This is a genomic window from Flavobacterium sp. CHNK8 (genome assembly GCF_019774515.1).
GTDB lineage: Bacteria > Bacteroidota > Bacteroidia > Flavobacteriales > Flavobacteriaceae > Flavobacterium > Flavobacterium tiangeerense.
In genome coordinates, this window is record NZ_CP081492.1 from 397,489 (window position 1) to 421,540 (window position 24,052).

Annotated in this window: 21 protein-coding genes and 2 tRNA genes; 12 read left to right on the forward strand and 11 right to left on the reverse strand. The window is 34.9% G+C overall.

Features of this window, described 5'->3' with window-relative positions; all coding sequences use genetic code 11:
• Positions 1–2 precede the first annotated feature (2 nt).
• From K5V07_RS01600 to K5V07_RS01615, 4 genes are all read right to left on the reverse strand, one after another.
• Positions 3–410 (reverse strand): hypothetical protein, encoded by a 408-nt coding sequence (locus tag K5V07_RS01600; protein WP_221916078.1) that lies wholly within the window; start codon positions 408–410, stop codon positions 3–5.
• Positions 411–1,511: 1,101 nt separating this feature from the next.
• A complete protein-coding gene (locus K5V07_RS01605) occupies positions 1,512–2,225 on the reverse strand; it encodes a tRNA1(Val) (adenine(37)-N6)-methyltransferase (protein WP_221916079.1) in 714 nt (237 codons plus the stop codon).
• Positions 2,226–2,341: 116 nt separating this feature from the next.
• The gene (rimM, locus tag K5V07_RS01610; protein WP_086454733.1) at positions 2,342–2,866 is read right to left on the reverse strand and encodes a ribosome maturation factor RimM; all 525 of its coding nucleotides are present in this window, start codon (positions 2,864–2,866) and stop codon (positions 2,342–2,344) included.
• A 14-nt stretch (positions 2,867–2,880) separates the two neighbouring features.
• Entirely contained in the window at positions 2,881–3,429 is a 549-nt protein-coding gene (locus K5V07_RS01615) for a 30S ribosomal protein S16 (RefSeq protein ID WP_086454734.1), read from the reverse strand.
• A gap of 383 nt (positions 3,430–3,812) precedes the next feature.
• On the opposite strand from K5V07_RS01615, the gene K5V07_RS01620 reads away from it, so the two are divergent.
• Entirely contained in the window at positions 3,813–4,169 is a 357-nt protein-coding gene (locus K5V07_RS01620) for an RNA-binding protein (RefSeq protein WP_086454735.1), read from the forward strand.
• A gap of 56 nt (positions 4,170–4,225) precedes the next feature.
• On the opposite strand, the gene leuB is transcribed toward K5V07_RS01620, so the two are convergent.
• From leuB to leuC, 4 genes are all read right to left on the reverse strand, one after another.
• Entirely contained in the window at positions 4,226–5,287 is a 1,062-nt protein-coding gene (gene leuB, locus K5V07_RS01625; protein WP_221916080.1) for a 3-isopropylmalate dehydrogenase, read from the reverse strand.
• Positions 5,288–5,397: 110 nt separating this feature from the next.
• Positions 5,398–6,918, reverse strand: coding sequence for an alpha-isopropylmalate synthase regulatory domain-containing protein (locus tag K5V07_RS01630; protein WP_255577429.1), 1,521 nt, complete (start codon positions 6,916–6,918; stop codon positions 5,398–5,400).
• 86 nt (positions 6,919–7,004) lie between these two features.
• Positions 7,005–7,601 (reverse strand): 3-isopropylmalate dehydratase small subunit, encoded by a 597-nt coding sequence (gene leuD / locus K5V07_RS01635; protein ID WP_221916081.1) that lies wholly within the window; start codon positions 7,599–7,601, stop codon positions 7,005–7,007.
• 115 nt (positions 7,602–7,716) lie between these two features.
• On the reverse strand, positions 7,717–9,111 hold the full coding sequence (leuC, locus tag K5V07_RS01640; protein WP_221916082.1) for a 3-isopropylmalate dehydratase large subunit: 1,395 nt from the start codon (positions 9,109–9,111) through the stop codon (positions 7,717–7,719).
• Between the two features lie 696 nt (positions 9,112–9,807).
• On the opposite strand from leuC, the gene dnaE reads away from it, so the two are divergent.
• The 6 genes from dnaE (at position 9,808) to K5V07_RS01670 (ending at position 17,771) form a co-directional block, all read left to right on the forward strand.
• Positions 9,808–14,352 (forward strand): DNA polymerase III subunit alpha, encoded by a 4,545-nt coding sequence (gene dnaE, locus K5V07_RS01645; RefSeq protein ID WP_221916083.1) that lies wholly within the window; start codon positions 9,808–9,810, stop codon positions 14,350–14,352.
• Positions 14,353–14,557: 205 nt separating this feature from the next.
• A complete protein-coding gene (locus K5V07_RS01650; RefSeq protein ID WP_221916084.1) occupies positions 14,558–15,481 on the forward strand; it encodes an outer membrane beta-barrel protein in 924 nt (307 codons plus the stop codon).
• A gap of 349 nt (positions 15,482–15,830) precedes the next feature.
• The gene (trxA, locus tag K5V07_RS01655) at positions 15,831–16,148 is read left to right on the forward strand and encodes a thioredoxin (protein ID WP_024980008.1); all 318 of its coding nucleotides are present in this window, start codon (positions 15,831–15,833) and stop codon (positions 16,146–16,148) included.
• Between the two features lie 159 nt (positions 16,149–16,307).
• On the forward strand, positions 16,308–17,255 hold the full coding sequence (locus tag K5V07_RS01660) for a DUF58 domain-containing protein (protein WP_221916085.1): 948 nt from the start codon (positions 16,308–16,310) through the stop codon (positions 17,253–17,255).
• 86 nt (positions 17,256–17,341) lie between these two features.
• Positions 17,342–17,415: transfer RNA gene (locus K5V07_RS01665), tRNA-Asp, on the forward strand.
• Positions 17,416–17,694: 279 nt separating this feature from the next.
• Positions 17,695–17,771 (forward strand) — tRNA-Asp (locus K5V07_RS01670).
• A gap of 91 nt (positions 17,772–17,862) precedes the next feature.
• Here the strand turns inward: K5V07_RS01670 and K5V07_RS01675 are convergent.
• Positions 17,863–18,363, reverse strand: a complete 501-nt coding sequence (locus K5V07_RS01675) for a DUF456 domain-containing protein (protein ID WP_221916086.1) — start codon at positions 18,361–18,363, stop codon at positions 17,863–17,865.
• A 51-nt stretch (positions 18,364–18,414) separates the two neighbouring features.
• Between K5V07_RS01675 and K5V07_RS01680 the strand changes: the two genes are divergently transcribed.
• Genes K5V07_RS01680 through K5V07_RS01690 form a run of 3 tightly spaced genes read left to right on the forward strand, consistent with a single transcriptional unit; the run spans position 18,415 to position 20,038 of the window.
• A complete protein-coding gene (locus K5V07_RS01680) occupies positions 18,415–18,801 on the forward strand; it encodes a hypothetical protein (protein WP_221916087.1) in 387 nt (128 codons plus the stop codon).
• Between the two features lie 43 nt (positions 18,802–18,844).
• Entirely contained in the window at positions 18,845–19,321 is a 477-nt protein-coding gene (locus tag K5V07_RS01685; protein ID WP_221916088.1) for a hypothetical protein, read from the forward strand.
• Between the two features lie 3 nt (positions 19,322–19,324).
• Positions 19,325–20,038, forward strand: a complete 714-nt coding sequence (locus tag K5V07_RS01690; RefSeq protein WP_221916089.1) for a DUF4184 family protein — start codon at positions 19,325–19,327, stop codon at positions 20,036–20,038.
• Here the strand turns inward: K5V07_RS01690 and K5V07_RS01695 are convergent.
• Positions 20,031–21,140: a glycosyltransferase gene (locus K5V07_RS01695; RefSeq protein WP_221916090.1), complete on the reverse strand. Its 1,110-nt coding sequence runs from the start codon at positions 21,138–21,140 to the stop codon at positions 20,031–20,033. The two genes, K5V07_RS01690 and K5V07_RS01695, sit on opposite strands and share 8 nt — an antisense overlap.
• A gap of 4 nt (positions 21,141–21,144) precedes the next feature.
• Positions 21,145–22,107: a flippase-like domain-containing protein gene (locus tag K5V07_RS01700; RefSeq protein ID WP_221916091.1), complete on the reverse strand. Its 963-nt coding sequence runs from the start codon at positions 22,105–22,107 to the stop codon at positions 21,145–21,147.
• A gap of 166 nt (positions 22,108–22,273) precedes the next feature.
• Between K5V07_RS01700 and ruvC the strand changes: the two genes are divergently transcribed.
• Positions 22,274–22,828 carry a crossover junction endodeoxyribonuclease RuvC gene (ruvC, locus tag K5V07_RS01705; RefSeq protein ID WP_144891283.1) on the forward strand — a complete coding sequence of 185 codons (555 nt, stop codon included), beginning with the start codon at positions 22,274–22,276 and terminating at the stop codon, positions 22,826–22,828.
• A gap of 50 nt (positions 22,829–22,878) precedes the next feature.
• Positions 22,879–24,012: a radical SAM family heme chaperone HemW gene (gene hemW, locus K5V07_RS01710; protein WP_221916092.1), complete on the forward strand. Its 1,134-nt coding sequence runs from the start codon at positions 22,879–22,881 to the stop codon at positions 24,010–24,012.
• Positions 24,013–24,052: the final 40 nt, after the last annotated feature.

A 24,052-nucleotide genomic window follows, 5' to 3' on the forward strand; every position in this document is an offset into this window, starting at 1 on the left:
ATTTAACCTTGTGCCATCTCTACAAGACTAGCACGTAGTTTTTTGCCAGCAGCAACAGCTCCGGCACATGAAGCTGTAACTGAGCCTGAAACAGTAGTTGACACTTCTCCGCCCACTACACCAGGTATACCACCACTTACAGTAACAGTAACTGACATTGTAATGGTTACGGTACAAGCCTCATCAAGTGATTGATTGTTTACATCTTCTATGATTTCATTGGTATGGTTTTTAAAATCATTGATGGAATTAAAATTGTAAACTGTTTTAGCATCAGCAGTTTGAATAGATATAGATGCTTTTTCTGTTCTTACCTCATTCATTGAATTCAAAGTAGGATCAATAGTGTTTGCAGACCCTGTAAAAGAAAACATAACTGTAGCCACTAGGCCAAATAATAATTTTTTCATATTTTTGTTTTTTAATTATTTGCAGTCATACTTTATGTCGTCGAAAACATTTTTGAAGTATGGCTGTTTTTTTTGTGGTTGATTTTTTTGTCAGAAATGTTGCCAAACCAACTCTTTAAAAAGTAACATTAATTTTTGCTTACAAGCGGTTTATTTAGACGGCTCTATTTTGGGTGTAATTTTACAATCTAGAATCGAGAAAATCTTTTTGATTGACACGATAGTTTTAAAAACTAATGTGTTTTTTGGCACTTTTGTATTGATGCCTTTTGTTGTATTAAATTCTATTGATTACTTGTTTAAAAAGCTGATGTAAAGCGAAATTCAAACTTTTTGGTTTCTTATTATTTTTCAATTACCTATAGACTGATAAAAGATAGAATTTTTTGTCTGATCTATTAAATCTTACCTTTTAGAAATCTTTACAGGAAATCATAAGTCAAAGATATTGCTGAAATAGAGTCTAGCTGTGCACTTAAAGTGTAAATAAAGTTAAACAATAGACAAGTAAGAAATAATTAATTTTTTATGCTTTTTTTTATTAATTTGTATCCGATTTTGTTTATACTTTATTACAATTTAATTGATTGTGAGTTAAAAAAAGGTAGTTTTATATTTATTTAAAATAGAACTCTTATTTTCCAAGATTTAGTACCAAAGGAGGTATTCTTCAAAGGGTCATTTTTTTGGATTTTAGTTCTACATAGTCTAAAACATAAACTACTTTTCCTTTTAATCTTTCTATATATTTATTGATCGGTTAACTCAATTAATATGCATCATTTTCTGTTTTTTTGAAAAAAATCGTGCAATTTATTCTGAACTTAACTCCTGATGGAAGAATTTTTTTATTAGCTTTTTGATTTTTTAAGATAAGAGCATTTATTTAGGATTCATCTCTCACTTGTTATTTATATTTTTGGTGGCTATATAAGTTGATAATATGCATGAAATAAAATACAATTGCGTTTTATTTTATGAATATTATGTAAGAAGGGAACTAAGTCATTTTAGAAAAGGACTTTACTGTTCTTTTTTTTATAAATAGTTTTACCTTTTCTATCAAGAGTCGTATTTGTTAGTTGAGTGTAGTTAAAGTCTCTACATCTTCAAATAAAAATCCTTAGTCAAGGCAATATATTCTGGAGTGTAAACGTGTCTTGCGGTTTCGATAATTAATTCGTCAACTGCAAAATTAGTAGTTTCATTTCGGCTAAAAGCCAATAAACTACGTTTGATTTCAGTGGTTGGTGTTCCTTTTACGCGAGTGATTTTTAAGGGATATAATTCGTATTCATTGGCTATAGCCAAAAAGCTTTCTTCTTCTTTATAAGGAATGATTACGGAGAATATTCCGTTTTCAGAAAGTAATAAATCTGCAGCTTCAATCAATTCTTCAAAAGGCATCGCATCAGCAAAACGGGCTATATCGCGCTGCTCATTTCCCGTTTTGTAATCTTCGGTGTAAAAAGGTGGGTTGGAAACAATTACATCATACTCGTCTTCGGGTTCTTCAACAAATTCATCTAAACCGGCATGGTAACAAAATAACCGATCGCTCCATGGAGAGTTTTCAAAATTATCGGTCGCTTGTTCATAGGCATCTTCGTCAATCTCTAAAGCATCAATTTGTTCAGCGTTGCTTCTTTGTGCAAGCATCAGGGCAATGATTCCACTTCCGGCACCAATATCCAAAATACTAAAAGGATTATTGGTGATAGGAGCCCAAGCGCCAAGAAGAACTCCATCGGTGCCAATTTTCATAGCACAACGGTCTTGCTCAACAGCAAATTGTTTGAATTGGAATTTAGACATAAGTAGTATTAGATTGTAGTGTAATGAATGCTGTCCTTTGTGATAATCAACTTGAGATAATTGCAGATTTCGAGAGATTGACCACTGCGACTGAATACTGATTACTGCCTACTAAATTATAGGTACATCTCGATCAGACCCTCTGGTAAATCCATGATTACTTTTTTGTTTTCACGATCTATTTTAACCAAGAAATGGTCAATCATAGGGATTAAGATTTCTACACTGCCATTTAAAACCTCAAATAAAGGTTGTGCAGTGGTATCATTTATAGATTCTATTTTACCAACGATTCCTAGACGTTTGTCTTCAACTTCAAAACCAATTACTTCGTGGAAATAAAACTTGTTGCCGGTTAGTTTTGGCAACATTTTCAATGGTAAATACAAATCATTGCCTATCAGTGCATCGGCTTCTTCTTCGGTATTTGTATCTTCAAAACGGATTCGTAAAAAATCGTTTTTGTGCAGCGAACTGCTTTCAATAAAAAAAGGAACCAAGTGTTTGTTGCATTCAACAAACACTGATTCCAAGTTTTCGTATAACTCAGGTTCGTCCGTGTCTAAATAGGCAAGAACTTCCCCTTTGAAACTAAATTTTTTAGCGATTTTACCTAAGTAGAAACAATCTTCTTTACGCATCGTCGCCTTCTAAATTATGCTTCAGTAGTTTCGTTGTTTTCTTCAGCAGCAGGAGCCTCTTCAGCAACTTCTTCTTCAACAGCAGGAGTTGCAGCTGCAATAGCATCTGCCTCTGCTTGTGCAGCAGCAGCTAAACGTTTTGCATTTACTTCTTGTTCTGCTTTGAATGCTTTAGCTTTATCAGCAGCTTGAGCTTTAGTCAAACCTTCTTTTTTAGCGTCAACTTTACCAGCTTTAGCTTCTAACCAAGCCGCTAATTTTGCATCAGCTTGCTCTTGAGTTAAAGCACCTTTACGAATACCTCCATCAAGGTGGTGTTTCAATAAAGCACCTTTGTAAGAAAGAATTGCTTTTGCAGTATCTGTAGGTTGTGCACCATTGTGTAACCATTTTACTGCGCTTTCAAGGTTTAACTCGATAGTCGCTGGGTTAGTGTTAGGATTGTAAGTACCAATTTTCTCTAGGTATTTACCATCTCTTTTTGAGCGTGCATCTGCAGCTACAACCCAGTAAAAAGGTTTTTGTTTTTTACCGTGTCTTTGTAATCTAATTTTTACTGACATAATCTTGTGATTAAATTTTGAGGTGCTCGACCTCGATTAATTAAGGGTGCAAAGATACATTTTTTATTCAAAATTACTACTGTGAATTTTAAAATAATGTAAAGGAATAGGTTAGGTGATTTTATTGTTATTTTTTGGTAAACGGATTTTTACTTTTTTATCAACGAAGTCGCTGTTAAATAATTTTTTTAAACTTTTTTTTGGGGTTGTTTTTTTGTTTTTGAGATAAAACGAGGATAGTTTTAGAAAAACAAAGACCAGTTTGTTGTATTTATTTCTTAGTTTCAAAAACGCAAATTCAAAATAAAATCATAAATAAGCTAATATATAGTAGATTAGAGAAAAATAGCAGTACATTTGTTGTATTATTTAAATAAGTACATATGAATATTTTTGTTGGAAGCCTTCCATTCAGTATTGAGGAAGCAGATTTAAGAGAGTCTTTCGAGGCTTATGGAGCAGTTGATTCAGTTAAAATTATCTCAGATAAATTTACAGGAAGAAGTAAAGGATTCGGTTTTGTTGAGATGCCAAATGATGATGAAGCTCAAAAAGCAATTGACGAGTTGAACGGTGCTACTGTTCAAGGACGTGCAATTGTAGTAAACAAATCTGAGCCTAAACCAGAAGGTGAAAGAAGAAGTTTTAATAACAACCGTGGAGGTGACTCTCGTGGTGGTTATGGTGGAAACAGCCGTGGTGGAGACAACCGTGGTGGTGGAAACAGAGGAGGATATTAATATTTTTTTCTAGCTATAAAAAGAGGTGTCAATGAAAATTGACACCTTTTTTGTTTTTATAGGTTTGCAACAAGCCAGTCGCCCACTTCGCTTGTTTTGTAAGCTTTGTTTCCTTTGCTGACTAAATCCTCCGTTACTATTCCTTGTTCAAGGGAATTATTTACGACTGCTCTTATGGCTTCTGCTTCTTCTTTTAATCCAAAAGCGTCTTCAAACATCATGGCTGCGGATAAAATAGTAGCCAGCGGATTTGCAATATTGAGTCCCGTTGCTTGTGGATATGACCCGTGGATGGGTTCGTATAACGAAGTATGTTCTCCCACAGATGCAGAAGGCATTAATCCCATAGATCCTGATATTACCGAAGCTTCATCTGTCAATATATCGCCAAATAAATTCTCAGTAATCAACACATCATAAGAATTGGGCCATTGCACTAGTCGCATGGCTACAGCATCAACAAATTCATAGGAAACCGAAACTTCTGGATAGTCTTTTTCCATGGCTTGAACGGTTTCTCTCCATAGCCGGGAAGTTTCCATAACATTAGCTTTGTCCACACAACAAAGTTTTTTAGAACGGCTCATGGCCAATTCAAAGCCTTTTTTTGCCAGTCGTTTTACTTCTGCTCTTGTATAAGTACAAGTGTCGTATGCGGTTTCGCCATTGTCTAATCTTCCTTTTTCACCAAAATAGATTCCACCAGTTAATTCTCTTAGGAAAATCAAATCGGTTCCCTCTATACGTTCTCGTTTCAAAGGAGAATTATCAATCAAAGATGGGAAAGTAAAAGTAGGTCTCACATTTGCAAATAAGCCTAATTTTTTTCGCATGAGCAACAATCCTTGCTCTGGTCGGACCGTTGCGGTTGGGTCATTGTCGTATTTTGGATGACCAATAGCCCCAAACAGTACAGCATCTGCAGCAAGACAGATCTCATGGGTTTCATCTGGATAAGGAACACCAACAGCATCAATAGCACATGCGCCTGTTAATGCGGGTGTCCAAGTGATTTCATGATTGAATTTTTTTGCAATGGCGTCAGAAACTTTTACGGCTTCGTTGATTACTTCGGGTCCAATTCCGTCTCCGGCTAAAAGGGCTATGTTTAATTTCATTTTTTAAGTTTTTTTTATTTTAAGGTTCAAATATTCAAGAATTTAAAGGTTTAGAGTCAAAGCAATAAAGAAATAACTTTGAACCTTTGTCACCCTGAGCCTTTGTGCCTTTAATCAGATATTAAATTCAGCATTTTTTGAGTTGCAATGATAGCTGCAACGGTTTGGTCAGAATCTAATCCTCTTGTTTTAAATTCTTTACCATTGTTTAGCCATGTTATTATAGTTTCGCATAATGCATCAGAACTACTTCCTGGAGGTATTCTAACAGCATAATCTATCAATTGAGGCAATTTTAAATTTTTGCTTTTGTATATTTTTGCCAATGCATTCATGAAAGCATCAAATTGTCCATCACCTTGTGCGTGTTCTTCAATAACGTCTCCATCCATTTTTAGTGATAGGGTAGTTGATGGCCGCATGCCTTTTGCATGAGATAATATATAGGATTCCACAATTATTTTATCTTGGTAGGTTTGGCTGTCCAAAACATCAGATATAATATAGGGCAAGTCTTCTTTAGTAACGGTTTCTTTTTTATCACCTAATTCGATAATGCGCTGCGTAACTAATTTTAAATCCTCAGGATTTAATTGAAGGCCTAATTCCTGAAGGTTCTTTTCAATATTGGCTTTGCCAGAAGTTTTTCCAAGAGCATACTTTCTTTTTCGACCAAAACGTTCTGGTAAGAGATCGTTAAAATAAAGGTTATTTTTATTATCGCCATCAGCATGAATTCCGGCTGTTTGGGTAAATACATTATCGCCTACTATAGGTTTGTTTGCAGGAATTCTATATCCTGTAAAAGTTTCGACCAACTTACTCACAGAATATAAAGATGATTCTTTCACGCCAATTGCTATTTGCGGAAAAAAGTCATTGACAACGGCAACGGCGCTTTCGAGTGGAGCATTTCCTGCGCGTTCACCCATGCCATTTACGGTAACATGTAAACCATGAATGCCTCCTTTGATGGCTTCCATTACATTTGCAATACTTAGATCATAGTCGTTATGGGCATGAAAATCAAAATGGATGCTAGGATATCGAGTTGTGATTTTCGAAATAAACTCAAATGTTTCTGACGGAATCAACACCCCTAATGTATCTGGAAGTAAGATTCTTTTTACGGGCTGTTGTGTCAGGAAATCTAAATATTGAAACACATATTCAGGAGAATTACGCATGCCGTTACTCCAATCTTCTAAATATACATTGGTCTCAATATTATTTTCTTGAGCCAAAGTTATGGTTTGAGCAATTTCATTAAAATGCTGTTCGGGTGTTTTTTTTAATTGATGTGTTAAATGATTTAAAGATCCTTTGGTTAATAAATTTTGAACTTTAGCACCTGTTTTTTTCATCCATTCAATAGATAATCCACCATCTACAAAAGTGAGTACTTCTATTCTATCTGTATAATTTTGTTTATTGGCCCAAGCCATAATGCCTTTCACTCCTTGAAACTCTCCGTCGCTCACTCGTGCAGAAGCTATTTCTATACGGTCAATATTTAATTCTTCGATCAATAATTGTGCAATGGTCAATTTTTCTGCAGCAGAAAAGGATACCCCAGAGGTTTGTTCACCATCACGTAGGGTTGTGTCCATTATTTCAATTTTTCTTTTCATCGTTGTAAATTTGGAACCCAAAAAATTCAGCTCTTTTCAAGCTAGGTTTTAGGATTTAAAATAGTTCTTAGTGCTGTGTTTTTTAATTAAAAGGGGCGTGTGCTTGCAAATACTTCAATATCTTCTTTAATGTTTTGTAAGTAATCAATGTCATCAAAACCGTTGAGCATGTTGTTCTTTTTGTAGCCGTTAATGGCAAATGATTCTTGCTGACCTGTTGCTAATAATGTGATGGTTTGGTTTGGTAAGTTGATTTCTAATTCAGTATTAGGATTTTCTTCGATGGCTTTAAAAATAGAATCAGCAAATTCTGGACTCACCTGGACAGGCAAAACACCAATATTTAGGCAGTTTCCTTTAAAAATATCTGCAAAAAAACTTGACACTACGGCTCTAAATCCGTAATCATATACCGCCCATGCGGCGTGTTCCCGAGAGGAGCCCGAACCAAAATTTTTCCCACCCACTAAAATTTTTCCGCTGTAGGTACTGTCATTTAAAACGAAATCTTTTTTTGGAGATTCGTCCGAGTTGTATCGCCAATCTCTAAATAAGTTGTCACCAAAACCTACACGCTCAGTTGCTTTTAAGAAACGAGCTGGAATGATTTGGTCCGTATCTACATTTTCTATCGGCAGTGGTACTGCGCTACTAGTCAGTATATTGAATTTATCGTATGCCATTTTTATTTTTTATTAGCCCTCCAACCCCCGAAGGGGGAGTTGTTGGAGGAGCAAGTTGTTTTTTTTAATTGTACTATTTATTTTGTTGGGAATTCCCTCTTCGGGGGTTAGTGGGCTACATTAATTTTCTTGGGTCTGTTAAAACTCCGGTAACAGCAGCAGCGGCAGCCATAATAGGACTTGCAAGCAAAGTCCTTGAACCAGGACCTTGTCTTCCTTCAAAATTTCTATTGGATGTACTTACTGCATATTTTCCTGCAGGAACTTTATCATCATTCATGGCCAAGCAGGCAGAACAACCCGGCTGACGCAATACAAAACCAGCTTCGGTAAGAATGTCCAAAAGTCCTTCTTCTTTAATCTGTGCTTCAACAACGTGAGAACCTGGAACGAGCCATGCTGTTACGTTATCGGCCTTTTTTCGTCCTTTTACAATTTCGGCGAAAGCCCTAAAATCTTCAATACGACCGTTAGTGCAGCTCCCTAAGAAAACATAATCAATTGGTTTGCCTATCATCACATCATCTTCTTGAAAACCCATGTAGGCCAATGATTTTTTATAGGTTTCGGCGCCACCTTCTACTCGGTTGGCGTTTGGAATATTTTTTGAGATACCAATTCCCATCCCTGGATTAGTTCCGTAAGTAATCATTGGCTCGATATCTGTTGCATCGATATTTAATTCAGCATCAAAAATAGCATCAGCATCGGTTTTTAAGGTTTTCCAATATGCAACGGCTTTTGTCCAAGCTTCGCCTTTTGGAGCATATAATCTTCCTTCAAGGAAATCGAATGTTTTTTGATCTGGAGCAATCATGCCACCACGAGCACCCATTTCTATGCTTAAATTGCACACGGTCATTCGGCCTTCCATAGACATTTCTTCAAAAACATTTCCTGCGTACTCAACAAAATAGCCTGTTCCGCCAGAAGTGGTCAGTTGAGAAATGATATAAAGGGCTACATCTTTTGGACCTACGCCTTTGCTTAAAGTTCCGTTTACATTGATGCGCATTTTTTTTGGTTTGGGTTGCATGATGCATTGGGTAGCCAAAACCATTTCGACCTCAGAAGTTCCTATTCCAAAAGCGATGGCGCCAAAAGCACCGTGCGTAGAGGTGTGCGAATCTCCACAAACAATGGTGGCTCCTGGCAAAGTAATTCCGTTTTCAGGACCTACTACGTGAACGATACCATTTTTTTGATGTCCCAATCCCCAGTGTGAAATACCATATTCTGCTGCATTGTCTTCCAAAGCTTGCAACTGGTTTGCAGACAAAGGATCTTGTACGGGTAAATGTTGGTTTATGGTTGGGGTGTTGTGATCTGCTGTTGCAAAGGTACGCTCAGGGTATAAAACAGATACATTTCTAGATTTTAATCCTAAAAATGCAACAGGACTTGTAACTTCATGTATGAAATGACGATCAATAAAAAAAACATCAGGTCCATCTTCTATTTTACGCACCACGTGCGCATCCCATACTTTATCAAATAATGTAGTGCTCATTGTATAAATTTTAGTTTTGTGGCCAAATAAGCCTTAAGATAATCAAGAACGCAAAACTAAAAAAAGGAGTTAATGTATATTTTTGATTTTTTCAATTTATACGATACCCAAAATCTCAACCGAATATTTCATAACTAAATTTCGTCTTTTTGATTTCTTTTTTTAAAGTGTGGTTTTTATTTTGATAAAATGTATCGTCGTTTTTTTTAATTTTTAATATTTATCGAATAGTTAGTATTTGTATCTTTCAAGTGGTTTGGGTTGAGAATATTTAATTAAATCAGGTTAAAATTGATTTTTTTTTCAATTTTAAATTCGTTTTTTGACTTTTGACGAAGCTTTTTTTAAATCTAATTTTAGGAATAAGTTGGTTGTTTTTCAATTGTATTTAGTTATTTTTTTTTGATGAAATACTACGACATCCAAAAATCAATATGTGGTCTTTTATGTTTATAATAAATTACGTTTTAGACGATTTGTTCCAAGTAATTTTGGTTTTAGTAGGAGAATAGTCTTGGAAAATAAATTTATTTTTTGTTAGTAACTTAGCTTTAGTTCTACTCAAAAAAAACTAAATTTGAAATTCATTTTTTGCTACTTTCATTAATTTTAAAGTGTTTAAAACCAGTTAAATACACTGTCTAAATCTATGGGTTTAGGCACCCTTCCCTCTGGGGAGGGCTGGGGAGGGGATTTATGTACTTAATATTCGATACCGAAACCACAGGATTACCAAAACGCTGGGGCGCTCCCATTTCTGACACAGACAATTGGCCAAGATGTATTCAAATTGCTTGGCAGTTGCATGATGATATGGGAAAACTCATCGAGCATCAAGATTATTTGGTCAAGCCCGAAGGTTTTAATATACCGTATGATGCGGAACGAATTCACGGTATTTCTACTGAATTGGCAGAGGCCAATGGCGTTTCATTGTCTGAAGTTTTAGAGAAATTCAACGTAGCCTTAGGTAAAGCGAAGTTTATTGTGGGTCAAAATTTAGGTTTTGATATCAATATTATGGGTTGCGAATTCTATCGAATGGGAGTAGAAAGCCAAATGAGCTCGATGCCTATTCTGGATACGTGTACTGAAATTACCGCTTCCTTATTGAAATTACCAGGTGGTCGCGGTGGCAAATTCAAATTGCCTACGTTGACAGAGTTGCACTCGTACCTTTTTAATAAACCTTTTGGCGAAGCACACAACGCAACTGCCGATGTGGAGGCAACAACACGCTGTTTTTTAGAATTAATTCGTCGTGAAATTTTTACGAAAGAAGAACTAGATGTTCCGGCTTCTTATTTCAAAGATTTCCAAAGTAAAAACCCAACCGAAATCAAACTCATTGGGTTAAAACATATCAATTTAAAAGAGGCTTCAGATAAAATCCGACAACAATTTGGCGAAAAGCAAGCGCCTACTGTTTCTAAAGAGGACCTTTCGGAGAATAAGAAAGTTTTAGTTGATGCGCCCTTTGTTCATTTGCACAATCATACTCAGTTTTCGGTATTGCAATCTACCATTAGCATTGCGGCATTAGTCAAAGCGGCGGCACAGCAAAAAATGCCTGCTGTTGCTATGACGGATCATGCCAATTTGATGGGTGCTTTTCACTTTGTCCGTGATATTTTATACCATAACAAAGCGGCTGAAGCCAAGAATAAAGCGGCTATCGAAAATGGTGAAGAACCTACCGAAGTTCCTATGAAACCTATTGTAGGTTGCGAATTTTTTGTTTGCGAAGACCATAAAAATAAGTCGGTTAAGGATAATGGATATCAAATAGTCCTTTTGGCGAAGACCAAAAAAGGATACCATAATTTGGCTAAAATGTCCTCCATTGCATACACAGAAGGGTTTTATTATGTACCTAGAATTGATAGAAAAGTCATTCAGGAATTCAAAGAAGATATTATTGTTTTGTCCGGAAACTTGTATGGTGAAATACCTAATAAGATTCTAAACATTGGTGAAAACCAAGCCGAAGATGCCTTAATCTGGTGGAAAAATGAATTCAAGGAGGATTTTTATATTGAGGTCATGCGCCACAATCAAGAAGATGAAAATAGGGTGAATACTTCTTTGATTGCTTTAGCCAGAAAGCATGAGGTCAAAATTGTAGCTACAAACAATACCTTTTATATAGACAAAGAAAATTCGAATGCACATGATATTTTGCTTTGTGTGCGTGACGGTGAAAAACAAACTACACCTATTGGTCGTGGCCGCGGCTATCGTTATGGGTTGCCAAATCAAGAGTACTATTTCAAGTCTGGGGACGAAATGAAGCAACTCTTTGCTAATTTACCAGAGGCGATTTCAAATATTTCGGAGATTGTAGATAAAATTGAAATTTATGATTTGGCTCGCGAAGTATTGCTTCCAAAGTTTGAAATCCCGGTGGAGTTTAATAATCCTGAAGATGAAAAAGATGGTGGAGTTCGAGGAGAAAATGCCTATTTGAGACACCTTACTTTTGAAGGCGCAAGAAGACGATATCCTGTAATTAATGAAGAAATTCAAGAGCGATTGGATTTTGAATTATTGACCATTTCTAATTCTGGTTATCCTGGATATTTCTTGATTGTACAGGATTTAATTGCCGAAGCACGTAGTATGGGCGTTTCGGTAGGTCCAGGAAGGGGTTCTGCGGCGGGATCGGTAGTGGCGTATTGTTTGAAAATTACCAATATAGATCCTTTAAAATACAACTTGCTTTTTGAGCGTTTCTTGAATCCGGATCGTGTGTCACTACCCGATATTGATATCGATTTTGATGATGAAGGCCGAAGCAGTGTGATGGATTATGTGATCCGAAAATACGGTTCGAAACAAGTGGCGCAAATTATCACATATGGAAAAATGGCTACCAAATCAGCGATTCGTGATACCGCTCGAGTACTGGATTTACCACTTTTTGAAGCAGATAAAATTGCGAAATTGATTCCGGGAATGATGCCGTCTAAGTGGAATTTAGCTCGGTTTTTAAATGAAAAAGAAGATATCATAAAAAAAGCGGTTCGACCGGAAGAGTATGATAAAATAAAAGAATTAATAGGACTTGCCAATGAAGATGACCTTGGTGGTGAAACCATTCAGCAAGCCAAAGTTTTAGAGGGAAATCTAAGAAATACGGGAATTCACGCTTGTGGAGTGATTATTACACCTAGTGATATTACCAATTTTGTTCCTGTGGCTACGGCCAAAGATTCGGATTTGTATGTGACTCAATTTGATAACTCGGTAGTAGAAAGCGCTGGTTTATTAAAGATGGACTTCTTGGGTTTGAAGACTCTTACTTTAATAAAAGACACCGTTAAACTAGTAAAATACCGCAGTGGAATTGAGCTCAATCCAGATGAGTTTCCTATTGATGATCTAAAAACTTACGAGCTTTTTCAGCGCGGTGAAACGGTTGGTATTTTTCAGTATGAAAGTCCTGGAATGCAAAAATACATGAAGGAGTTAAAGCCTACGGTTTTTCCTGATTTAATTGCAATGAATGCCTTATACCGTCCTGGTCCAATAGCTTATATTCCGAGTTTCGTCAAGCGAAAAAATGGTGAAGAGGAAATTATTTATGACCTTGAAGCCTGCGAAGAATTACTTAAGGATACCTACGGAATTACCGTTTACCAAGAGCAAGTAATGCTTTTGTCCCAAAAATTGGCTGATTTCTCTAAAGGTGATGCCGACGTTTTGCGTAAAGCGATGGGAAAAAAGCAAAAGGATGTTTTGGACAAAATGAAACCGAAATTTATCAGTCAGGCTGCTGCCAAAGGGCATGCCGAAGATAAACTGGAGAAAATTTGGAAAGACTGGGAAGCCTTTGCAGAATACGCATTTAATAAGTCGCACTCTACTTGCTATGCTTGGATTGCTTATCAAACGGCTTACTTAAAAGCAAATTATCCTGCGGAGTATATGGCTGCAGTACTCTCTAACAATATGAGTGATATCAAACAAGTGTCGTTCTTTATGGAAGAGTGTAAGCGAATGGGCTTGCAAGTTTTGGGTCCTGATGTAAATGAATCATTCTATAAATTCACTGTAAATGATGATTATGCGGTGCGTTTTGGGATGGGAGCTATAAAGGGTGTTGGTTCTGGAGCGGTTGCAACCATAGTGGAGAAAAGAAAAGACGGGAAATACAAGTCCATTTTTGATTTGACCAAACGAATTGATTTGCGCGCTGCCAATAAAAAAGCGTTAGAAAACTTAGCTTTGGCTGGGGGTTTTGACTCTTTTGGTGATACAACGAGAGCGCAATACTTTCATGATGATGGAGACGGAATAACGTTTTACGAAAAAGCGATTCGGTATGGAGCTAAGTTCCAGGAAAATGAAAATTCCTCTCAAGTAAGTTTGTTTGGTGATGCTAGCGAGGTGCAAATTGCTGAGCCAGTAGTGCCTCCATGTGAAGATTGGAGCACGATGGAAAAATTATCAAGAGAAAAGGAGGTTGTAGGGATTTACATCTCTGGACATCCACTGGATGATTTTAGATTTGAAATAAAATATTTTTGCAATGCTCGTTTAGATGCGCTCAGAAATATGGAACAATATGTAGGTAAGAATTTAACTTTTGCAGGTATTGTAAGTAATTTTCAACGCCGAACCGCTAAGAATGGTAAGGATTGGGCAATATTTACACTGGAAGGATTTGAAGAAAGTTTTGAGTTCAAAATTTTTGGTGAAGAGTATCTCAAGTTTTATCATTTTTTATACAATAATCAATTTGTGTTTATAAAAGTGCTCATCAAAGAAGGTTGGGTCAATCAAGATACAGGCAAAAAAAGTGAGCCAAGAATGCAATTTGTTGAGGTTAAGCAGTTGCAGGATGTATTGGCTACGTTTGCTAAAAAACTCATTTTATATCTTAACATAAATGATTTACATGCTGAATTTATTCATAATTTAAGTCGGCTTTTTCAAGAGTATAAAGGAGATAACATCGTTTCATTTGAAGTAATGGAACTCGAAAAAATAAAAAAACTAATTCCAGTTGCAACGCCAGAGATCGATCCAGAAGAAATCAGTTTTGCGGATGATTTAGAAGAAGTTGATGCTGGCAATGAGGAACTGGGTGAAGCAACGGCAGTAGTAAAAGTAGAAGAGGTTGAGGAGATAAAAGTAGTTACAAAGCTAGCAATGGCTAGTAGAAAATTGAAAGTTAAAATTTCAAATGAATTACTATTTGAGTTAGAGAAAATGCAAATTAATTTTAAACTAAATTAATGTTTGGGATGTGATTTGTAATTCGTACTTGTTTATTTGTAAACTTTAAAATTGTAGGAATGACTTTTGTAATTTTTTTTTAACACTTTTTATAAAGTGCTGATTATTAATGAATATTTAAATTTAACATCCATCTTCATGCTATTTTTGAGAAATTATTAGTGCAATTGAAGTACTTTTGCATAAAATATAAAAAAACAATAGCATGAAAAAACAATTATTCTTATTGGGATTTGCACTATGTACTATGACTATGGTAGCCCAAACAGAAAAAAATGAGAGTTGGTATTTTAAATTAGGTGGTTCTTATTTTATGCAAACTGCGGCTACAGAATTTCCTGTAGTTTCAGGTCAATTACCAAACACGGATGTATATGCAGCAAATGGAACAACTTTGCTTTCAAGAGAAACGAATCACGGGTCTTTTGGAGAAGGATTTAGAACTGGTTTAACTGCTGGTTACCGCGTTTCTTCTAGATTAGGTTTTGAGATGGGATTGAATTATTTCAAAAGTAGCAACAAAACAATGGTGGAAACAGTTAATAGACTAGTTGCTCCAGGTCCAGTTTTTGCAACAGGAAAAGCACAAGGAAAAATTACAGCATTTGATTTAGCTCCAGCTGTTGTTCTATTCTTAGGAGAGTCAAATGGTTTCGAACCTTACACAAAAGTTGGTGTAATTGTACCAGTTCATGGTGATTTAACAATCGAGACTAACAGAGTATATACAACACCTGCAGGAACTGTAAATTCTTATTCTAAAGAAAAAGTTTTACCAAATCCAACAGTTGGTTTTATGGCAGTTGTAGGAACATCTTATAAATTAGGGAAAAACATTTCGGTTTACGGAGAGTTGGAGTATCGTAACTTTACAGTACACGGTAAATCTAAAGAAACGAAAGCGTATACTGAAAATGGCGTAGATAAATTGACTGTTCCAACATCGTTTCGTCCAGATGCTTCGTATTCTGTAAATCACGTAAACTATGTAGAGCAGATTAACAGTACTTCAAATAATAGAACAACCAATTCAGCAGGCTTTGATAATACAAAAGCTTCTGATGATATCAGCTCATACGTTGGTATTAGTGGTTTAGGATTAACTCTTGGATTAAAGTACAGTTTGTAATTTAATAAAAAGTTTTAATATGAAGGGGTGTTCGAAAGAGCATCCCTTTTTTTGTATCGTAAAATAGGTTTCGGAGATTGTTTTTATAGCCCTGATGGAAGCGGCATCTCCCGATTTAGAAAAACAAGGCTTTTTAGCCGTAGTTTTTATTTATCGGGAATACAGCGTACAGCGGGAAAAAGCTCCAAAAGAAAATAAATTTCTAGTATAAAGTAAGTATATAGGAATTGATAATAGATTAATAGTCAAAACTAATTTGGGAATAGTGATTGATTTGTTTTTAATTTATAAATTTGTACTCTAGTTTTGAATATTTAAAAATTCAAATGATAAACTTAAAATATATATTATGGCATTAGCAATAACAGATGCTACTTTTGAAGAAGTAGTTTTGAAATCAGACAAACCAGTAATGGTAGATTTTTGGGCAGCATGGTGTGGACCGTGTAGAATGGTAGGTCCAATCATTGATGAATTAAGCAACGAATACGAAGGAAAAGTTGTTGTTGGTAAGGTTGACGTTGATGCAAATCAAGAATTTGCTGCAAAATACGGCGTTAGAAATATCCCAACAGTATTGGTTTTTCATAACGGTGAAGTAGTAGGAAAGCAAGTAGGAGTAGCTCCTAAGCAAACGTATGCAGATAGTCTTGACGCTTTGTTGTAATTAACATTGAAGTTTTAGAATCAATTTTAGATATAGAAAAGGTTTGGCGCTAGTCAAACCTTTTTTTGTTTAAGAACAGTTTTGTGTTTTATTTTGGGCTAATCTTGTTATGTAGCGCTTTAATTTTTAAATCATTTAATCTTTTAATATATTTGGATTATGAAGATTGAATCGCAAATAGAAAAGATTACTAGTTTCCAGCACCTTGAATTGCTCGCTAATCAAGTTGTAGAAGGATTTATTTCAGGGATGCACAAGAGTCCGTTTCATGGCTTTTCGGCAGAGTTTGCTGAGCATAAAGTTTATAATGCTGGAGAGAGCACAAAGCATATTGACTGGAAGCTGTATGCTAAAACCGATAGGTTGTATACCAAACGTTATGAGGAAGAGACTAATTTAAGATGTCATATTATAATTGATAATTCTTCTTCTATGCATTATCCTCAATTGTCAGCGAATCAAAACTTTTTTGAGAACAAGATAGGATTTTCAGTATTGGCCTCAGCGGTATTGATGAATTTATTAAAGAAACAGAGAGATGCTGTTGGTTTAAGTATTTTTTCGGATACGTATGAGTACTATGCACCAGAAAAAGGAAGCGACCGACACCATAGGATGATCTTAAATGCTCTTGAAGGCTTGTTGCAAAAGCCTATGGTTGCAAAAAATACAGATACCATAACATATTTACATCAAATAGCCGAAAAGATGCATCGTAGGTCTATGGTCATCTTGTTTACGGATATGTTTCAGAGTTTTGACGAGTCTGTTGATTCTAAAAAAGAACAAGCCTTATTTAGTGCCCTACAGCACTTAAAGCACAATAAGCATAAAGTAGTCTTGTTTCATGTAATTGACGGCAAAACGGAGCTTGATTTTGAATTTGACAATACACCTAGAAAGTTTGTTGATGTTGAAACAGGAGAAGAAGTTGCTGTTTTCTCAGATACAGTACAAGAAGAATATCAAAATCAGATGCAATTATACTTAAAAAAGCTGTCTATGACTTGCTCACAGAACAGAATTAAGTATGTGCCGGTACACGTAGATGAAAATTTTGAAAAAATAATGATGACATATTTAGCTGAAAAACAAAACTTTGGATAATAAGTGATAATTTTTTTGAAATTATTTTTAAAAAAGGCTTGCGCAAACGGAAATCTATTGTATCTTTGCCACCGCAATAACGCAGAGGTTTGGTAGTTCAGTTGGTTAGAATACATGCCTGTCACGCATGGGGTCGCGGGTTCGAGTCCCGTCCAGACCGCAATATTGGGGAAAGCCTTTCGTAACAGAAAGGCTTTTTTGCCCCTTTACGGTTTTTAACGTTAGTTGTGTTGTTTGCTACGAATTTGTAACTCGTAGCGGGTTTAGTAGTTAGACCAATGAAAAGCTTTTCGCCTCGGCGAATAGCTTTTTTGATTTAAATTGAAGGAAGTGTTTTAATTTATAGCTTCAAAAGCGGTAAGATCTTAATTGTTTTAACTGCAATTAGTTATTATCAAGAAACTAAATTTTAGAATCAAAACTTATAAAGAATAATACTGGTTTGGTAGTTCAGTTGGTTAGAATACATGCCTGTCACGCATGGGGTCGCGGGTTCGAGTCCCGTCCAGACCGCCAGTATTTAAAAAAGTCTTTCGAAAGAAAGACTTTTTTGTTTTTTGGAAAAAATAAATAGTTGCTATTATGTATTTAGTTTACATGTCGTAGATTAAAACAAAACTGTTTTATATTGCCAAACAATCCAAATATAGAGTCCTAAAAAAACCATACAAAGTACAAACTTCATGAAGCTAGAGACGAGGAAGCCAATGAAAGACCCAGTAGCGGCTTTTAGTGCTCTATTTTGATCTTTAAAATCATAAATAAGTTCGCCTATTAAAGCACCCAAGAAAGGGCCAATAAGAAATCCAAAAGGGATTGGTGCAAATATTCCAATCACAAGTCCAATATTGGTACCCCAAACACCATAACTACTTCCACCAAATTTTTTAGTTCCTTTGGCAGGAATAATGTAATCTAAAATGGAAATTACAATAGTAATGAGTAAGGTACTCCAAAGAATCCAGTGGTTCATAGGTACAGCATGTGTAAAATAAAGTAATGCAACCCCAAGCCAACTAATTGTAGGGCCTGGTAATACGGGTAAAAAACTCCCAATTATTCCGGTAATGACACAACAAAATCCAAGGAGTAAAAGAAATAAATCCATAATTTATTTTTAGTATTTTTGTACAACATAAATATAACTCGAATTTTTCAAATGAAAGCAATAAATAGTTTGTCACTTTTAGTGTTCTTAATACTAATTATGAGTAGTTGTAATTCTATTTATGCTCAAGGTGGTTTTGATAATCAAAAAGATGTTCTAGTAAAAGATAGCATATACAATAAGAATAAAATGAAAGTTTTAAATTTTTCGATGAAAGATTTTGATGCGCTTTTTTTTGAATTTTTTGATAAAAAAGCAAGCCCAACTGTTTTAAATAAAGTGGAGTTTTATTCTTATACGATTCGAATTGCAATATTCTCTGAACGTCTTGCTGCTTTATACCCAGACCAGAAAGTAGTAGCCATGGAGAGTAGGAATAAATGGTTTGCTGAAAGTTATGAGGATTATTTGAAAATCAAAAATTCGCAAAAAAATTAGTTGTAGTTTTATCCTTTAAAAAAAAATAGCAAATACACATATCTTGAAGCCATATTATCTTTTAATAGTTTTTCTTATCTTTAACTCCTGTCAGTATTTTGAGACTCCTGTTCCTTCAGAGCAAGAGCTTTTAGAAAAGGAGCTGAAATCCATCAATTGGAAAGAGGTTGATGAGTATCCATCTGTGGTAGATTGTGAAAAAATAGAAGATAAAAAGCAACGCCAAAAGTGTTTTTTTGAGGTTTTAACTCAATTGATTCAAGAGAAATTGAGTGTAGATACTCTTTCAATTCTTTATCCTGAGCTGGATACAATTGAAGTTAAAGTTACTATTTTTCCAAATGCAACGATGCAGTTTGAACCTCAATTCCCAAAAGATTCTATAGCGTATGACAAAATCAAAATTGACAGCATACTTAAAGTTCGTCTAGTTGATTTTCCAAAAATTAATCCAGCCATAAAACGTGGTGTTCCAGTGAAAACACAATTTGTTCTTCCGGTGATTTTAAAAGTAGAGTAGTTAATGCCATTTACATTTTCTCACCCAGCCATACTTTTGCCTTTTTTAAAAAATAAAAAATTATCAGCTACCGCTTTGATAGTTGGCTCTATGTCTCCTGATTTTGAATATTTTTTCAGAATGAAAATACAAAGCGAAATTAGTCATACTTTTTTAGGAATTTTTCTAATTGATTTTCCTCTTGGGTTTATAGTTATGTTTGTTTTTCATGAAATTATAAAACGTCCTTTCATTGAAAATTTGCCTCATTTTCTTCAAAATAGGGTAGAGGAATTAAGAAAATTCAATTGGTTGTTTTATTTCAAAAGTGATTTTTTTGTATTTTTGATATCCTTTTTTTTAGGAGCGGTTACTCATATAGTATGGGATTCAATGACGCATTGGGATGGTTTTATAGTACAACAATTTTATTTTTTTAATCTAAAGTTTTTTTCAATTCCGTTTTATAAAATAGCTCAGCATTCAAGTTCCGTTATTGGTTTGTTGTGGATCTTGTTTTATATTTATAAACTTCCAGAAAAATATGAAAACGGTAAAATAGTTAATTTTAATTATTGGTATTTGTCTATTTTTTTTACTGTAGTTTTTATTACTCTTAGATTTTATTTTGGAACACAATTGAATCAAATAGGTAATGTTATTGTGACTATTATTTCTTCAATAATACTGGCTATTACTTTAACAGGTTTGATTTTTAGAAATAAAAAAATTATTTAGTAAATTTTCTACCCTTCCATTCGTATTTGCCAAACAGAGAATACAACGCCACGCTGGTACTGAAAAAAGGATAAAATATACTACTTAAAAGTAAGTATTGCTTTTTCTTTTTGGATAAAAAATGATTGGTTTTATAAATCAAAATGGTATCAACTGTGAATTTGAAAGTACAGACTAAAATTGTATTTTGAAAAGTAGATAAACCTAAGAACCAAGAGCCAAGAATTAACACCCAACTCAAATTCCCAGCAAAAACGATTAATCCCAATCCTTTTCCGAAACTACTTTGATAGGAACTTGTTTTAGATGCCCAACGAACACGTTGGTAAAACAAAGATTCCCAATTACTTTGGGGTTTTGTAGTAACAATATTGTTTTCAGATTTTAGATAATGCACTTTTTTAGGGGATTTTGCAATTGCTTTTTGGAGTAAAAATACATCGTCACCACTAGCGATTTTATCATTTCCTTCAAAACCATTGAGCTCTTGAAAAAAGGACCTGGTATACGCAAAGTTGGCGCCATTACAGATAAATCCTTTGTTGATGCCAAAACTTCCAATAGTTGCGCCTTGTAAACTTGCCAAATCCAATTGCTGAAACTGATGTAGAAATGAATTATTACACGCATATGTGACCGCACCAGCAATCATAGCTACATCATGAAGCTGAATGTAATTATCCAACGTTAATAACCAGTTTCCTGGAACTATACAATCGGCATCGGTGGTAATAACCCAATTGGAGTTCACAATTTGCATTGCAGTTACTATAGCATCTTTTTTAGGCGAATTAGAAACCCTAATATTTTTTATAACCGAAACTTGAAACTTGAAACTTGAAACTTGAAATTCTTCTTCTGATTCATCGTCTACTAAGATCACCTCAAGCAGCTCTATGGGATATTTCAATTTCGATAAGCTTTCTAATAAAACGGGTAAATTTTCGGCTTCATTGCGAAAAGGAACAATAATTGAGAATTTTGTTTTTGGCTTTAAGCCCAAGTAATTTATTGTAGTTACCTTTTTAAAACCATAAATTAACGCCAGTATTGCTAAGCAGTACAAAAGTATGATGAGGGAAACAATAATTGAAAATAGCATCTTTTTATTGTGTTTTAGTTCCTTTTATTATGGATTTACTATTAAAATTCAAAACATAATACGTACCAATTATAACGGGTAAAACTACATTTAAAAACCACATCAAAGTCGAAATAAAAATTACAATCCATTCGTTTACGCCAAGAATTCCAAAGAAAAAAACCGCTACACTTCCTTTAACGGCAAAGTCCAAAAATTGAAAAGTAGGCAAGGAAGATGCTAAAAAATAAACGGATGAAATTGTTGCAATCAGGGTGAAGTAAGGCAAATCAACATCAAAAGCTAAAAACAAAAAGTAATATTGGTGCGAGAAAACCAAATAGCGGCAAATACCCAATAAGATATTTTTTTGATGAATTGATTTTGGAATTTCATTAATTTTATGAATCAGTTTTTCAATTGAATATCCTTTGATAGTAATTTTTTTGACCGAAAATAAAATAATGAAAAGGAGTAAAACCATTCCAAAAATCAACGCAACAGTTTTTATTGTAATCACATGGTATTGTGCATTAAAATACAGCAACCCAAAAAGCCCAAAAATAACAGTCAGAATCATTTGAATTCCGTTGCAAATCAGGTTTAGGAAAATCACTTTTTTAGTTTCTTTTTTTTCAAAAAAGAGTGCTTTTCCGGCATATTCTCCCACTCCGTTTGGCGTAAATAGACCAGCAGTTAGTGCGCCCAGAACTTGTTTTGTGGCTTCGCCTAAAGTTATTTTATGGATAAATGCTACTAGGTTTTTCCATTTCAATATTTCAAAAAACCGATTCAAAACACTCAGTACTAAAAGAAACGCGATTCCGCTAACAGATTGGTTTTTTTGGAAAAGAACAATGAATTTTTGCCAATCTAATTTATCATTATTGGCAAGTTGATTGTAAATAAAATAAAACGCACCAGCCACAATCAAAACTTTGATTAGAAGTACGAGGAATTGCTTAGTTTTGTGTGGAATTGAAATCATTAGTGCAAAGTAAAGGAAAACTATTGTGAAAAAGCTATTTCACAGAGATTCACAAAGAATTCGCGAAGATTTACAAAAAATAATAGGAGGATGGCAAGCTTAGTGAACCTCTGTGGATCCTTAGAGCCTCTTCGTGTAATAACAAAGAAGTATAAATAAGAAAGAATTGGCAAACGAACGCATCATATTAGGAATTGATCCTGGAACCACGATTATGGGTTTTGGATTGATTAAAATTGTCAATAAAAAAATGCATTTTTTGCAGTTGAACGAATTGCAATTATCTAAGTATGACAATCATTATCAAAAACTGAAAATCATTTTTGAACGAACGATTGAATTAATCGATACGCACCATCCAGACGAGATTGCCATTGAAGCTCCTTTTTTTGGTAAAAACGTTCAATCAATGCTCAAGTTGGGTCGCGCGCAAGGTGTGGCCATGGCTGCCGGACTTTCCAGAGATATCCCTATTACGGAATACGAACCAAAGAAAATTAAAATGGCTATTACCGGAAACGGAAATGCCACAAAAGAGCAAGTAGCTAAAATGCTGCAACAACTTTTAGGACTGAAAGAATTGCCTAAAAATCTCGATAGTACGGATGGTTTGGCAGCAGCAGTTTGTCATTTTTTCAATTCAGGAAAAGTGGTTGGTGCTAAAAGTTATACCGGTTGGGACGCTTTTGTGAAACAAAATGAGGAACGAGTTAAAAAATAGTTTTCAGTCGCAGCAAATGTAAACTGCGACTGTGACTGAATACTATAGAAATGAGCGGAATCTACATACACATACCCTTTTGCAAGCAGGCATGTCATTACTGTGATTTTCATTTTTCGACTTCGATGAGGAAGAAAGAAGAGATGGTTTTGGCTATTGCCAAAGAATTGCAAATGCGCAAAAGCGAGTTTGAAAAGGAGCAAGTTGAGACCATTTATTTTGGTGGAGGAACGCCAAGTGTTTTGACTTCAGAAGAAATTAATTTTTTGATTGAGACGGTTTACAGTCATTATGTAGTAATTGAAAATCCCGAAATTACGCTCGAAGCCAATCCAGATGATTTGTCTAGCGAGCGAATACTTGAACTTTCAAAAAGCAAAATAAATCGTTTGAGCATTGGGATTCAGTCATTTTTTGAAGAGGATTTACTTTTGATGAATCGTGCTCATAATTCGGCGGAAGCCAAAAAATGTTTAGCAGAAGCTACCCAATATTTCGACAACATTTCTCTTGATTTGATATACGGAATTCCTGGTATGAGTAACGAAAAATGGAAACAAAATATCGAGACTGCTTTGTCTTTTGGAATACCGCACATTTCTAGTTATGCCTTAACCGTTGAACCCAAAACGGCATTAAAAAAACTCATCCAAACGGGAAAAATAGCCAAACCCAACGATGAATCTGCTCAAGAACACTTTGCTATTTTGGTAGAAACATTGGAAGCGAATGATTTTATACACTATGAGTTATCTAATTTTGGCAAAGCCAATTATTTTTCAAAGAACAATTCGGCTTATTGGTTAGGGAAGAAATATTTAGGAATTGGCCCATCAGCGCACAGTTATGATGGTGTTTCTAGGAGTTGGAACATAGCAAATAATGCCTTGTATTTAAAAGGTATTCAGCAAGACAAATTGTCTAATGAAGTTGAATTTTTATCTGTTGCTGATCGTTATAACGAATATGTAATGACGGGTTTGCGGACTATTTGGGGCGTTTCATTAACCAGAATTGAAAGTGAATTCGGAAACGAATATTTGGAATATTTGAATAAACAGACGCAGAAATTCCTTAATGATGATTTGGTTTTTATTGAAAACAACATCTTGAAAACAACATCAAAAGGAAAGTTTTTGACGGATGGAATTGCATCAGACTTATTTTACTTAAATTTGGAATAGCAAATTAACCACAAAGAAACAAAGAAGGCACAAAGTTCAC